Genomic DNA, 14,175 nt, shown 5'->3' on the forward strand with positions numbered 1-14,175 from the left:
TTTATTTTCCACTGTTAAGCATTTCAATATATTTGCACCCTCATTTAAAATATGACCCGGAGAGGTGTCAGAGTGATCGAATGTGCCTGATTCGAAATCAGGTGTACTGCAAGGTACCGGGGGTTTGAATCCCTCCCTCTCCGCCAAGTTTAACATATAAAACAGTAAAGCCCGCAATCAAATGATTTGCGGGTTTTTGTTTTGGGATAAAAGAAATTTTAATCGCTAAATCGCAACAGAAAAGTACATAATTCGCTGATTCATTTTATAGATTTCCTGCTCATCAGTACCTGTTTGTCTAATTGTGACGAAGGTCACTTTTCTCCATGATGTCTATCAGCATAAATCAGTACAGTTATCTGAATCTTTACACCGGAGTTAATAATTTTCAATATAACTAAACGGGCAGATGAATCCTAAATTACCGGATGAACTTTCAAAATTCTTTGTTGCGGGCATAAATTACAAAAAGGCAGAAACTACCATAAGAGGAACCTTTGCTATCAACAATGATCAATATGTAAATATTCTAAATCTTGCACCTTTTCATAACGTTGATTCATTATTTATCATTTCTACGTGTAACCGGACAGAAATCTACGGCTTCGCCGATCACGCCTGTCAATTAGTTGATTTGTTATGCACCCAAACAACCGGGAATGCAGCCGTATTTACAAGTTTAGGTTATGTTAAAAATGGGATAGATGCAGTCAAACATTTATTCAATGTTGGCGCCGGGTTAGACTCTCAGATTTTAGGCGATTATGAAATAACCGGCCAGTTAAAGCAAGCGGTAAAATTGGCAAAATCGTACAATTTTTTAAATTGCTTTTTGGAACGATTGGTGAATAGTGTATTGCAATCATCAAAGCAAATACGCAATGAAACAACGTTAAGCGTCGGTACGGTTTCCGTTTCGTACGCTGCGGTTGAGTATATAAAAGAAAATATTAAAACTTGTGCTGATAAAAAAATACTGGTTATCGGCATTGGAAAAATTGGTCGTAATACTTGCAAAAACCTGGTTGATTATCTCGGAGCAAAAAATGTTACCCTCATTAACCGGTCGGAAGAAAAAGCAGCGGAGTTGGCAGCCGAACTAGGGTTGCAACATGCAAACATAAGCCAATTGGCGGAGCACGTTGAGAGTTCGGACATCATACTGGTTGCGTCCAACGCCGCCGAGCCGGTTATTCTAAAATCACAGCTGGAGGGTAAAAGTAAAAAGCTAATCATTGATCTTTCCATTCCATGCAATGTGGAGGCAAATGCCGCTGAGCTTTTGAATATAACCCTGGTAAATATTGATGCTATTTCGAAGATTAATGACGAAACCTTACAAAAGCGCAAACTGGAGATTCCAAAGGCGAAAGAAATTATTGATAAGAATATTGAATGTTTTTCAGACTGGTGCCTTATGCGTAGAAACGCTCCGGCACTTAACGCTATTAAATCAAAGCTGAGTTATATTTATGCGCAGCATTTTTCAGAATTAAAAGGCGATCCAAACAAATGCCCGGTAATTGCTGCTGAAAAGAAGATACAACAAGTGATAAACATAGTCGCAGGAAAAATGAAGAGTCAAAACCAGCCTGGCTGTTATTACCTTGAAGCTATCAATGAATTTATGGTGTCGGTAGAGGGTTGAAATTTTCTCCAATACATTTAGATATATTTGCACGCTTATTTAAAAAGAGCTCCGGAGAGGTGTCAGAGTAATCGAATGTGCCTGATTCGAAATCAGGTGTACTGCAAGGTACCGGGGAGGAAATCCCTTCCTCTCCGCTGGTAAGGGAAAAGTATTTAAATTAAAACATTTTCCCCTTTTTTATTTGTAAAATTTTTAAGATATTAATTCGTCATACATAGTTGTATAGAGCTCGTTTTGTATTGATTTGAATGTCCAAATAAGATCATTAGAAATTATTATGCTAAATCCAGATTTACTGTTTTCTTCTGAATTGTTTGATGAATTATTGTCGTCGCCAATTAATGGCACCAAATCAAGAGGGGTTTATAACCCTATGCAATTCGTTTTAAGGTTAAGAAAGGATATTCAACATGAATTAAATAATGTTATCCCTGGCATACATACTTCCGGATCGCTTTCTGATAATCAAACGCAGGCCTTTTCAACATATTTACATGAAACTATTCACTGGTGGCAGCATGTTGGGTCAAACTTTGGTTTTATTTCAAGTTTAAAATTTCCTGCCCAAGCTCATATCGTTCATTCCGACTTGAAAAGCCTGTTAAATGAAAATGGAGCATTTAAGTCAATTGCGAAATATGATAGGCAACAACCCAATAACAATATTCATGTCAATAAAATATTAAATTATTGGCATGACATAGAATTTGCAGGTCAAATAGCTTTTGATCCTAAAAGAATAAACACTATTGTTAATAATCCATATTTTGAATGTTGGGGACATTCGTATGATCTTATGTGGGCCTCGTCCATTTGGACATTGGGAAGTACATTCGATGAAGAATTCTCTTTTTTACCTAAAATAAAAGAATGGGAAGATGGGTTTAAAAAACTACGAGAAAAAAAAGTACAAGGTTATTATTATGGTTCTCCTATCGCAATACCACCAATAGGAATAAGGGCTATCTATGAAGGACAGGCAAGATTTTCCCAATTACAATATCTTTACGGAGCGCAAGGATATAAGTACGATTTAAATGACTTTGCGAAAGCAGGGATGCTTAGTGGTATATATGTAGAGGCATTTAATATTTTTCTAAGTATTCTTAATGAACAAACGCCAGTAAAGCCAAATGATCCTTTAGTTGGCTTATTTTTATTGATATGTGATATTGCTATAAATCCAACTAATGGCTTCCCTTTCAATGTAACAAACTATGAATCATTTATAGTTTCAAATGATCCCGGACACCGTTTTTATACTTTGTGCAAAGAAGTACGAGATAGATACAGCAGCTTAAAATTTGCGATTCAAGATTATTCAAAAGAAGAATATATTACAATTAGTAACTTACTGGCAAACTCAATAAATTGTTTTTCACCCCATGAAAGTGCCGCTTTTGTTCTACGTTGGATGTATAGTGAACAATCAATTATAAGTTTACTGAAGGAAGAGGTCAATTATAAATTTCCATCTAAAAACCTTCCAATTAGGTTGTTTTTTTCGAAGTTTCTAAGATTTCAGGAAGACAAGCATAAGTACCCTCAAATATTTTGTTGGCCGGGGATGAATTTTATTGAAATTAAGAAAAAGGACTTGGATTTATTTGAAGCCTTTCAATTGTTTGAAAAACACAAAGCTCTATTTATAGACGATGTAAATGGTGATATATACCATTCAGCTATAAAAGGCTATACCGATCAACAAGTTGACGAAACTCTTAATGGCTTTTTTGCATGGAATTCTGTTTATGATATGGTGAGACAATGGATTATTGAAGATGGCCCATTTAAATTTAATTATGAATGGCTATCTTCCAAATATACTCATGAAGAAATGAAAGAATGGGCGTCTAAAAATTTTGAAACATCGTTTGGATTACGTCCAGAAGATTTCAAAATTTTGTAACTACTATTCATTTTTTCTTTATAGATATCCTTTGATATTCGCAAAATCTCCTGTAAGTGTTCAAATCGAGCCCCTTGATCTCCGCTTTTTTAGTTAAATATGGGGGTTGTCCGTAAGTATAAGCAGTAGAGGCGGAAATAATTTCATTAATTATAATCTGAACCTTGGTTACAAATTCCATCGTAAGCAATAAACCGATGGCTGATGCAAAATCCATGCATCAGCCCCCGGTTTTAGTAGAATAATATTATTTTATTGATTAATTCCAAAAGCTTCCCATCCCGATGCTGTTGTACGGTTGCAGGTCATGGCTTGTGTGCCGTTTTCGCTTGAAATGAATTTGCCGTTGTTTCCTCTTAGCGTGATCTTGCCATCTGTTGTGGGCACCCAATCAAATTTTTCCCAATCGCTGAAGGTGGTGCGGTTACAGGTGATGGCTTGCGTGCCATTTTCAGACGATACGTATTTACCCATGCTGCGCAATGCAATTTTACCGGCGCCGGCATCAACTACAGTAAAGGTTTCCCATGCTGATGCTGTGGGGCGGTTGCAATTCATGGCCTGGGTACCATTTTCTCCGCTTACATATTCGTTATTAAATCCCTTTAAAGTGATAGTTTGACCGATAGGAGGGTTTGTTGAGCCGCCGGAATGCGCAACTATCGCTGTGTGAATTGCCGACAGTAGTGAATTAGCGCCTGTAGCGTCGCCGGCCAGCTCCCATATCATCATACCGCCAATTCCCCTGTCGAACGATAAGTTGGTTTTACTGGTGATGGTAGGAATACCGTTATAGCCAATAGTTTGAAAAGTATCAGAATTAGGACTGCCGCCTTCGGACAAGATCACATTATAGTTAACAGTCAGGTAATCATAACGGTTATCGCGACCGTAAAAGGGCACACCTAAAATGGTTTTTTCCAAAGGCAGGCCACGTCCGCTCCAGTAATTCAAACAATCAACTGCAGATTGATAGGTAGAATGTTGAAAGTTATTATCGTCATAATCCATGATGTTGAGCCAGTCGAGCGTGGTAAACATACCACTGGTAATGTAAGTTGCACCCGTTGAAATAACGGCTATTGTACATAACCTGCCGCTGTTGTGCATTGCCGTAGCCAACTGCTGCATCATCAGTAAAAAATTATTGGCTTCGGTACCTGCCGAGGGGAATTCCCAATCAACGTCAACGCCATCTACGTTATATTGATTTACAAATCCTACCATGTTATTGACAAAGGCCGTACGCAGGCTTGAGCTGGCTACAATGGTGTGAAATGCATCGCCACCACCACCGCCGCCAACAGAGATCATTACTTTAACATTGTTGGTATGTGCTGCAGATACCAGGCTGGTAAATTTAGCCAGGTTATCCAAAGGGTTGAGGCCGCCGCTGGTAGTTGGTGTTAAAAATGCATAGTTAATGTGGGTAAGCTTGCTGAACTGGATGCTGCTGACATCGCCCTCCCAGCTGGGTAGGTAGCCAACCACCTTGAAAGTAGCGGCGGTAACAGGCATGGGTGTTTGCGTGTTTTTTGCGGATAAGTCAACAGTTTTCGGTGCATAATCGGCTTTATCTTCTTTGTGACAGGATGATAAGGCGAACAATGTGGCAAGGACGCCGGAAAACAGGTAAAGGTTAAATTTTGCTTTCATAAAATAGTAATTAAAGGTTAATGATATTAGGTTAGTTGTTTATTAATGGTTAATCTTTTGTCAGTAGAAAGAAGTTTAAAAACCATGCTATTTGTTGACTTCTATTATTCTGAATGCTATTTCGAGGTGACTCAATAATTGGCAATGGCGTCGTTTTATGAAAGTAAATATATATGATTTATTTATAAATAATTGATTATAAATATGTTATGATAAAGTCAATACGGATAAACCGCAAGTATGGACAAGACATAAAACCTTGTTTATTTCGGGGAATACCTCAAAATAAAAATTTACTTTTTTTTGCTGATACGCTTAATCCACAATAGCGCAGTTTTAATTAATATGAAATTTGCGTTTGAAGTGGTAATGTAGGGGTGCCGGAAAAATAGATTTTATTATACGAAAAGCCCCAAGTGGAAATAATCGAAATAAACAATTAATAATCAGTTGTTTATATAATTTAATAAATCCATGGAATGGAAGTCCGGATTTTATTGGGTTTCAATTATCAGTAATTGTTTCGGATATTTACCTCCTTACAGGCCAGGAAATTCTATTGAGCAAGCAAAGCGAAGACAAAGGGAAAAGTTCGGAAAATTATGCGGTGGTTTTAAAGGGTGTCACGATCGATACGTTGACGCAAACCGGCATTGCCCAGCACAGTTATGCAGGCATTTATCCCGATCATACGGATAGCCGGCATATCTATCCTTTACAACTGGAAGTTAACAGTGGCGTTTTTACCAATAAATATCTAAAAACAGTTTTCCCGGAAGTTGCCTTGCAACAGGACGGAGATTATTTAACCCTGACCTGTGAATGCAATGCGGATAAGAACTTGTTATGCGAACACCAGGCAGGCGTTTTATCAGCTGTTATTAAAAGAGATGAGTTTAAGATCTTTTTTGACGACAAGATGCGCCATCAAAAATTGAAGCGATTTGCTTCCGACTATGGCCTGGAAAATGAGCCGGATCTCGACTCGTTTTTTAAGATCACCTATGCAAATAACCAACTAACAATAGCCCCCCATTTAGCCGCCCTATTGCCGGTAACCAGGGAAAGTATAAACCAGTTAAAAGGTGTTATTGTTGCCGATGTTGAACCCACAGATGGTGAAGAGAGCAGTATTTGCGTTGTACTGAAACAGCACAAGTATTACAAATACCTGTTTGTTGAATTATATAAGGCAAAAATGAGTGTGGATGGCAAGATAAAAAATCCGCTAACAGCCATTCCGCCACTTGATTTTATTTGGGACACGGAAGATCCGCAGCAATTGAAGTTTTTTACCGGCATCCACAAATTTCAAAATCATATCAATAAAACGGCAACCGAGGCCGATATCACTGCACTAAGGGCCATAATTAAAAATCCTGTTGATTATGATTTTTATTCGCATGATAGCGAAGTGTCTGAAAAGATCACGGCCGCTTCGGTTTTTCCGGTAAAAGTGGATGTGCTTAAGGATGATGTAAAACTATCAGTAAATCCAAAGGATCAGTTTTTTGAACTCTCCGGTACTTTAATGATCGACGGTAAAACCTGTGACGTAAAAGACCTGCAGTTAAAATTTACCTATTTTGTTTCAGTAGGCGATGATCTTTATCTTGTTAATAACCTTCAGCAACTGAATGTGATTGAATTGCTGACCAAGAAGCAGGACAATTTATTGGTTCACGCGTCTAAATTTAACGAGTTTAAAAATCAGTTGTTAACAAAGCTGGAGGATAAGGTAAGTGTAAACTATCAGCACATCCCGCCGGCAACACCTGTGCAGTTAAAGCAGCAAGGCTTTACTAATGAAACGGAAAGGATAATTTATCTTTCTGACTTTGGTACGCATGTAATGATCATCCCGGTGATGCGGTATGGCGAGGTAGAAATCTCTGTACGAACTAAAAAACAGATCTATTCTGTTGATAATAAAGGAAAGGAATTTTTAGTTTACCGGGATGATGCGCGTGAAGTTGATTTTACCGCATTGCTGGTAAAGCAGCATCCTTATTTTGAAGAACAGCTAACCAATGACCTGCATTATTTCTACCTGCATAAAAAACGTTTCTTAGATGAGGACTGGTTTTTAGGTGTTTTCGATGAATGGCAGAATCAAAATATAACTATCCTCGGTTTTAACGAACTGGAGGGAAATAAGCTCAATCCGAATAAGGTTAAGATAAGTATCAAGGTGCTTAGCGGGTTCAACTGGTTTAACGTTGTTATAAATTCCAAATACGGTAAACAAAAAGCGGCCTTAAAACAAATCTACCGGGCTGTTAAAAATAAATCCAAGTACGTACAGCTTGATGATGGCTCAACCGGAATCCTGCCGACTTATTGGTTAGAAAAATTCAACGACTACTTTAATTCTGGTGAAATAACTGATGATGAAACACTCCAAATCTCCAGGAGCAATTTCACAGTAATAGAACAATTGTTTGACGCTGAAATGCTGGATGATAAGGTAAAGCAGGACATCAGCGTTTACCACAGGCGGCTTGATAATTTTGAGTCGATCAAACCTATTGATACTCCTGCTGGTTTTAACGGAGCCCTGCGCTCTTACCAACAACAAGGCCTTAGCTGGCTGAATTTCCTGGATGATTTCAATTTTGGCGGTTGCCTGGCCGACGATATGGGTTTGGGTAAAACCGTGCAGGTTATCGCATTTATACTTTCGCAGAGGGCAAAGGTGAGCCATAACACCAATTTGGTTGTAGTGCCAACATCACTGATCTATAACTGGCAGCAGGAGATAGAAAAATTTGCGCCATCGATTTTAGTACGTACCATCTACGGCGCTGATCGGATAAAAAACATCAGGGATTTTGATAAGTATGAAGTCGTGCTTACCTCATATGGCACTTTGCTTGCTGATATTGTTTTTCTGAAGGAGTATGAGTTTAATTATATTTTCCTTGACGAATCGCAGCAAATCAAAAACCCGGAATCACAGCGGTACAAAGCTACGCGGTTACTAAAATCGCGCAATAAAATTGTATTGACGGGTACGCCCATTGAGAATAATACCTTTGATCTGTACGGTCAGCTTTCATTTGCCTGCCCGGGTTTGCTTGGCAGTAAATTGTATTTTAAGCAGATCTATTCGTCGCCAATAGACCTGTTTAAAAGCAGCAAACGGGCAACGGAACTTCAAAACAAGATTAAGCCGTTCGTATTAAGGCGCACCAAACAGGAAGTAGCCACCGATCTCCCGGAAAAAACTGAAATGGTGCTTTATTGCGATATGAAGCCTGAGCAGCGCAGTATTTATGATGCTTATGAAAAGGAGTTCAGGGATTTTATTTCGGCAACTACAGGTGATGAGATAAAGAAGAAGTCGATGAATGTATTGAAGGGGATAACCAAGCTCCGCCAGATCTGCGATTCACCGTTGCTGATAAAAGGGGAGAAGATGCCAGGCAACGCATCGTCAAAAATTGATATGTTGATTGAAGAGATAGAAGGCAAAAAGCATCACCATAAGATCCTGGTGTTCTCTCAATTTGTTTCGATGCTTGATTTGATAAAAAAAGAATTAATCAGCCGGCAAATAGCCTTTACCTACTTAACGGGGCAAACCCGTAACCGCCAGGCCGTGATTGAGGAATTTCAGAACAACCCGGATGTACGGGTTTTCCTTATCAGCCTAAAGGCCGGTGGCACTGGCTTAAACCTGACCGAGGCTGATTATGTATACCTTGTTGACCCGTGGTGGAACCCGGCGGTTGAAAACCAGGCAATAGACCGTTGTCACCGCATCGGGCAGGATAAGAACATAGTGGCGGTGCGATTAATTTGCCCTGCTACAGTGGAGGAAAAGATCATGCTGATGCAGGAAGCAAAAACAGACCTGGCCAACAGCCTGATTAAAACCGATTCATCATTTTTTAATGCGCTTTCAAAAACAGACCTGCTGAATTTATTAAGTTAAGGTGAGTTCGACATAACGGATGGCGGTGTAAGCGGGTGTAAACTTTTTTCAGGATTAATCATCAAAATTGCAAAGCCGTTTTTTTTTGGAAACGCTGATAATCAGCATGTTTCACAGCGTTCCGGGTGTTCCATGTGTAAAAATGGAACGCTTTATCGCCGAATATAGAGAATTTCTTTAAACCTTGTGTCCAATCCTGCTGCTGTCGATTGTTATCTGTGTAATTCATATATTTAATTACAATTAATCCTAAAAACAATGGACGAATTTATTTTAATCTTCAGGCACGAAGATGGGACGAAAGTGGCATCACCCGAACAAATACAAATCTGGATGAAGCAAACAATGGACTGGATAGGTGGCATTGCGTCGCAAAACAAGTTTGTTGGCGGTAATGGCCTGTTGTTTGATGATGCCCGCGTGGTGCATCACAATAAAATGGTTACCAACGGTCCCTTTGGAGAGATAAAGGAAACTATAGGCGGCTACATTATGGTTAAAGCCGAATCGGCAGATGAAGCTGCCGAGTTTGCCAAAGGGTGCCCTGTTTTACAAGGCGAAGGAAACACCGTGGAAGTAAGAAAACTTGCCAAACGCGACGGAACTCATTAAAAATTGTAAGCTCCTGCATGTAATTTGCGGGAGCTTAACTTATTTATGGAGCAGCAGGAGTTATTACCACATTTATTCAGGCAGGAGTACAGAAAAATAGTCGCTGTACTTTGTCGCCGTTTTGGTTTTGCCCAGGTCGAAATTGCTGAGGACATTGCCAGCGACACCTTTGTTACAGCAGCACAAACCTGGCCAATGAATGGGATCCCACAAAATCCGGTAGCATGGCTTTATAACGTTGCAAAAAATAAAACGAAGAATTACCTGCAGCGGGAACTTGTTTTTGAAGGCAAAGTTGCCGTTGAAGTAAAAGAAAATTCATTGGAATTGTATGAATTTGAGATCGACTTATCACCCCAAAACATTAATGACAGTCAATTGCTGATGATGTTTGCTATCTGCAATCCTGTAATATCACCAGAGGCACAGGTTGGCTTATCACTGCGCATCTTATGCGGCTTTGGTATAGATGAAATTGCAGATGCATTCCTGGTAAATAAGGAGACCATCAATAAAAGATTATTCCGGGCCAGGGAGAAACTGCGGGAGCATCAGATTAAAATAGAACTTCCAACGCAATCGGAAATTGATGAGCGGTTGGAGATGGTTTTGACTACTATTTACCTGCTGTTTAACGAGGGGTATTATTCTTCCAATAAAAATCAAATTATCCGCAAGGAGCTTTGCCTCGAAGCCATGCGGCTTTGTTATATGCTAATTGAAAATGAGAGCACCAATAAGCCGCCGGCAAATGCGTTGCTTGCGCTGATGTGTTTTCATACCTCGCGGATAGACGCACGGTTGAACAGGAATGGCGAAATTATTTTGTATGATGAGCAGGATTCAAGCTTGTGGAATGCAGAATTGATAAGCCGTGGCGGCTACTTTTTAAACTGCTCAACAACCGGTGATGTATTATCAAAATATCACCTCGAGGCCAGTATAGCCTTTTGGAATACACAGCAGGCCGACACAAAAGAGAAATGGGAGAATATCCTGCAGCTTTATAACGGATTGCTACAGATAGAATATTCGCCTGTAGCGGCCCTGAACCGTACCTATGCACTTTCAAAGGCAAACGGAAAACCAGAAGCAATTGCAGTTGCAGAAAAGCTAAATCTCACCGATAATCATTTTTACTTCGCCCTGCTTGGTGAGCTTTATAGGGGCATTGACAATACAAAGGCTAAACAAAATTTTCAGCAGGCGCTTGCACTCGCCAGAACATCGCCAGAAAAGCAGGCTATTCAAAGGAAACTCAATAATTTATAGAGCCGCTAATCACCCCATTCACCTATAAAAAGTAAAATTCAAAATCTTTATAAATCCTAAGAAAATAAAAAACTAAATTCGTTTTTATCATCTACAGGAAATATATGAAGTGGAACAGCAGTTTATTAGATCATTTGCAATGGTCCGACACCATAATTAACAGGGAAGCCAAAGAAAAAGTCGCTCAGCAAATAGCCGAGAAAATAAACAATGGGGACGTTATCGGCGCTGGCTCCGGTTCCACGGTTTATATGGCCTTATATGCGATTGCAAAACGAATTAAAGAGGAAGGCCTCGCAATACAAATGATCCCGGCTTCATTGGAAATTGGGATGACGTGTGAAAACCTGGGTATCCCGGTAACCAGCTTATTAACCGATAAACCAATTTGGTGCTTTGATGGCGCTGATGAAGTGGATCCGGATAATAGTTTAATTAAGGGCAGGGGCGGAGCTTTATTTAAAGAGAAATTGCTGATCTGCTCCGGCTCAAAAACTTATATCCTTGTGGATGAAAGTAAACTGGTGAAAAAACTTGGAACCAATTTCCCTGTACCTGTTGAAATATTTCCCGGTTCACTCACCTATGTAGAATCAGCTTTACGGAAACTTAATGTTACCGATATTGCACTCCGAATGGCAAAGGGAAAGGATGGCCCCATTATAACTGAAAATGGGAACTTTTTACTTGATGTGCGCTTTGAGGACATTAGGCCTGACTATGAGCAGCGGATAAAATCAATTACAGGTGTGATAGACAGCGGGTTATTTATAGGTTATAATGTTGAAATCCTGGTGGCGAAGTAATTGCCGATAGGAGTTTTATAATCTATTTCCTAAATTAGCGATGAGCATCTGCTCTATCAAACCTTGTTATGGAAGTTTTTCAGCATATTAAAACCATACTTTCAATTATTTTGAGCTTAAGCATTGCTCATTTGCTTAAGGGCACGGTTAAACTTATCCAGCATCCCGGCCGCGAAAAACCATATTGGGTCCACTTGTTATGGGCATTGTTTGTGTTTTTAACGTTGATTCACTTTTGGTGGTGGGAGTACCAGTTAAAGAACAATACCAACTGGGTTTTTGCCGAGTACTTTTTCGTAATTATCTACATAACGATATTTTTTGTGTTATGTGCATTACTTTTTCCGGATGATTTAAAAGATTACAATAGTTACCAGGATTACTTCTACAAAAAGAAGAGCTGGTTTTTTGGCGTTTTGGCCGTAAGCTTTGTAGCCGACGTGATCGATACTTTAATTAAAGGGCAGGAATATTTTCTTTTAGCTAGGTGGGAGTATCCGGTAAGGATAATAAGCCACATAGCCTTATGCCTTGTCGCTATTAAAACGAATAATAAAAAATTTCATGCGTTCCTGGTGATCTTCTTTCTCATTTATGAGTTGCTGTTTATATGGCAATTATACAGCACCGAACAATAAAATAACATTGATTATTGCCTGTAAATAACTGCTAATAAATAAGTTACCTGTTGTTTTTACATTTAATAATTTGCGGGGATAAAATATGCTATATTAGATACGTTGATTTGAGAGATTTCGAGCAGCTTTGAAAGATTGTTATTTATAATTATTTTTTTGCTAAAAAATTAATTTAATTAATTATAATTACATAATATTTCAATGATTTGATATTTTGCTACTGGTTTATCGTTCAAAACTTTAACTAGCTTTATAATTCCCTAATGAGAAATTTTATTTTTTGGATCTTGGTTATCCTTGGATTAATCTGTACGCTATGCGTTGCTTTTGTTATTATTAACTGGTCTGTGACCACTAATGTGTAAGATTCAATAACGATTTGAATTTTTTTATTGCCTGAACTTTTATTACAAACCCCGCAATTTATTAGCTAACTTATTGAGAAATAGTGGGTCTAAAATCAAGCCAACAGTGGGGCAATATTGAAATAAAAAAAAGTTTAAATTTTATTAAAAAAACATTTGCATCAGCAAGTATAAATCTTACCTTTGCGTTCCCTTTCGGGATGTAGCGTAGCCCGGTATCGCGCCACATTTGGGATGTGGAGGCCGCAGGTTCGAATCCTGCCATCCCGACGAGATAGCGATACCAAAGAACATCAAAACCCTGTAAATTATCTAATTTACGGGGTTTTGTGTTTTAAAGCCTTTCCCAAAATATCAATAAATAGCCGATTGACCCAGAGTGTCCCTCATCTTGGGTAGACTATCTTGTTGTATTTGTTCTCTTCAAAAAGTCAACCATTAATGCATGTGAAGGATTTACGGATGGTTTCGCCGCGGTTGGCCCTATTGTAAATATATAACTGATACTGGATACCCGCCCCCATCATTTGGCTGAGGGATCTGATAATCGCTCAGTTTGCACCAAGCAAACAAGCATATTTTAATTTGTAATATTTTCTTTACACTAAGTATGTTATATTGCAGCAGATTTCACCGTGAGCACCCTGATAATTGTTAAGAAATACACTGGACTGTGATTACCCATGAACTTATTCATCGAATTCAGTTTAATGACGATGAATCTGCGTTCAATGAGCTATATAAACACTATGTAGTTAAATTGTGCCAGTTTACTTATTCATTTTTAGACGACAGGGAAGTAGGAGAGGAAATTGTAAACGATGTTTTCCTTAAGATTTGGATAGGACGTAAAAAGCTTGATTCTATAAAGAACTTACAGGTTTATTTATATGTCGCCGTAAAAAATGCATGCTTAAATCACCTACGAAGCATCTCATCAAAAAGAACAAGGGAAATAAACGTAACAGCAGCATATTATTTCCAGTTATCTGTTGATCCTGCCCAGCTCCTTATCAGTAAAGAGTTAAAAAACAAGGTTTTAAACGCTGTTAATGAATTGCCGCCGAGGTGCAGGCTGATCTTTAAAATGGTAAAGGAGGATGATCTGTCATGCAATGAAGTGGCAGCTATACTTGACCTTTCAAATAAAACGGTATTTGCCCAGCTTACCATTGCTCTTAAAAAGCTTGACCAAGCATTGCGTACACAGTAGTTATATTAAAATATGCACCATACCGGCATATGTCATTATTCACAATTAATCTTAAAATTAATGCCCCGAATAGACTATAGTGTCGCAATTGAATAAATGATGTTCATAGAATAACT

Annotated in this window: 10 protein-coding genes and 3 tRNA genes; 11 read left to right on the top strand and 2 right to left on the bottom strand. The window is 38.7% G+C overall.

Annotated features, from left to right (window positions below; all coding sequences use genetic code 11):
- Nucleotides 1-58: 58 nt before the first annotated feature.
- From KXD93_RS02945 to KXD93_RS02960, 4 genes are all read left to right on the top strand, one after another.
- Nucleotides 59-146, top strand: a tRNA-Ser gene (locus tag KXD93_RS02945).
- A gap of 263 nt (nucleotides 147-409) precedes the next feature.
- Nucleotides 410-1,648 carry a glutamyl-tRNA reductase gene (gene hemA / locus KXD93_RS02950; RefSeq protein WP_258135369.1) on the top strand — a complete coding sequence of 413 codons (1,239 nt, stop codon included), beginning with the start codon at nucleotides 410-412 and terminating at the stop codon, nucleotides 1,646-1,648.
- A gap of 53 nt (nucleotides 1,649-1,701) precedes the next feature.
- Nucleotides 1,702-1,785 (top strand) — tRNA-Ser (locus KXD93_RS02955).
- Nucleotides 1,786-1,928: 143 nt separating this feature from the next.
- The gene (locus tag KXD93_RS02960; protein ID WP_258135370.1) at nucleotides 1,929-3,560 is read left to right on the top strand and encodes a hypothetical protein; all 1,632 of its coding nucleotides are present in this window, start codon (nucleotides 1,929-1,931) and stop codon (nucleotides 3,558-3,560) included.
- A 252-nt stretch (nucleotides 3,561-3,812) separates the two neighbouring features.
- On the opposite strand, the gene KXD93_RS02965 is transcribed toward KXD93_RS02960, so the two are convergent.
- Nucleotides 3,813-5,216, bottom strand: coding sequence for a glycosyl hydrolase family 18 protein (locus KXD93_RS02965; RefSeq protein WP_258135371.1), 1,404 nt, complete (start codon nucleotides 5,214-5,216; stop codon nucleotides 3,813-3,815).
- Nucleotides 5,217-5,775: 559 nt separating this feature from the next.
- Here KXD93_RS02965 and KXD93_RS02970 point away from each other — a divergent pair.
- Nucleotides 5,776-9,153, top strand: coding sequence for a DEAD/DEAH box helicase (locus KXD93_RS02970; RefSeq protein WP_258135372.1), 3,378 nt, complete (start codon nucleotides 5,776-5,778; stop codon nucleotides 9,151-9,153).
- A 61-nt stretch (nucleotides 9,154-9,214) separates the two neighbouring features.
- Here the strand turns inward: KXD93_RS02970 and KXD93_RS02975 are convergent, their stop codons facing one another.
- Nucleotides 9,215-9,382, bottom strand: coding sequence for a hypothetical protein (locus tag KXD93_RS02975; RefSeq protein ID WP_258135373.1), 168 nt, complete (start codon nucleotides 9,380-9,382; stop codon nucleotides 9,215-9,217).
- Between the two features lie 29 nt (nucleotides 9,383-9,411).
- Here KXD93_RS02975 and KXD93_RS02980 point away from each other — a divergent pair, with 29 nt between their 5' ends.
- From KXD93_RS02980 to KXD93_RS03005, 6 genes are all read left to right on the top strand, one after another.
- Complete coding sequence (locus KXD93_RS02980) at nucleotides 9,412-9,765, top strand: YciI family protein (protein WP_258135374.1); 354 nt, start codon at nucleotides 9,412-9,414, stop codon at nucleotides 9,763-9,765.
- A 45-nt stretch (nucleotides 9,766-9,810) separates the two neighbouring features.
- Complete coding sequence (locus KXD93_RS02985) at nucleotides 9,811-11,037, top strand: RNA polymerase sigma factor (RefSeq protein ID WP_258135375.1); 1,227 nt, start codon at nucleotides 9,811-9,813, stop codon at nucleotides 11,035-11,037.
- Between the two features lie 104 nt (nucleotides 11,038-11,141).
- Nucleotides 11,142-11,843, top strand: a complete 702-nt coding sequence (gene rpiA / locus KXD93_RS02990) for a ribose 5-phosphate isomerase A (protein ID WP_258135376.1) — start codon at nucleotides 11,142-11,144, stop codon at nucleotides 11,841-11,843.
- 68 nt (nucleotides 11,844-11,911) lie between these two features.
- The gene (locus KXD93_RS02995; protein WP_258135377.1) at nucleotides 11,912-12,481 is read left to right on the top strand and encodes a hypothetical protein; all 570 of its coding nucleotides are present in this window, start codon (nucleotides 11,912-11,914) and stop codon (nucleotides 12,479-12,481) included.
- A gap of 561 nt (nucleotides 12,482-13,042) precedes the next feature.
- Nucleotides 13,043-13,116, top strand: a tRNA-Pro gene (locus KXD93_RS03000).
- A 403-nt stretch (nucleotides 13,117-13,519) separates the two neighbouring features.
- Entirely contained in the window at nucleotides 13,520-14,059 is a 540-nt protein-coding gene (locus tag KXD93_RS03005; RefSeq protein WP_258135378.1) for an RNA polymerase sigma-70 factor, read from the top strand.
- Nucleotides 14,060-14,175 lie beyond the last annotated feature (116 nt).

The sequence above is a fragment of the Mucilaginibacter phenanthrenivorans genome (genome assembly GCF_024721155.1).
Lineage (GTDB): Bacteria > Bacteroidota > Bacteroidia > Sphingobacteriales > Sphingobacteriaceae > Mucilaginibacter > Mucilaginibacter phenanthrenivorans.

What these genes read in the sequence shown, in the direction of transcription:
- hemA (WP_258135369.1), top strand. Translation starts at nt 410, where the DNA reads ATGAATCCTAAATTACCGGATGAACTTTCAAAATTCTTTGTTGCGGGC.
- KXD93_RS02960 (WP_258135370.1), top strand. Translation starts at nt 1,929, where the DNA reads ATGCTAAATCCAGATTTACTGTTTTCTTCTGAATTGTTTGATGAATTA.
- KXD93_RS02965 (WP_258135371.1), bottom strand. Translation starts at nt 5,216, where the DNA reads ATGAAAGCAAAATTTAACCTTTACCTGTTTTCCGGCGTCCTTGCCACA.
- KXD93_RS02975 (WP_258135373.1), bottom strand. Translation starts at nt 9,382, where the DNA reads ATGAATTACACAGATAACAATCGACAGCAGCAGGATTGGACACAAGGT.
- KXD93_RS02980 (WP_258135374.1), top strand. Translation starts at nt 9,412, where the DNA reads ATGGACGAATTTATTTTAATCTTCAGGCACGAAGATGGGACGAAAGTG.
- KXD93_RS02985 (WP_258135375.1), top strand. Translation starts at nt 9,811, where the DNA reads ATGGAGCAGCAGGAGTTATTACCACATTTATTCAGGCAGGAGTACAGA.
- rpiA (WP_258135376.1), top strand. Translation starts at nt 11,142, where the DNA reads ATGAAGTGGAACAGCAGTTTATTAGATCATTTGCAATGGTCCGACACC.
- KXD93_RS02995 (WP_258135377.1), top strand. Translation starts at nt 11,912, where the DNA reads ATGGAAGTTTTTCAGCATATTAAAACCATACTTTCAATTATTTTGAGC.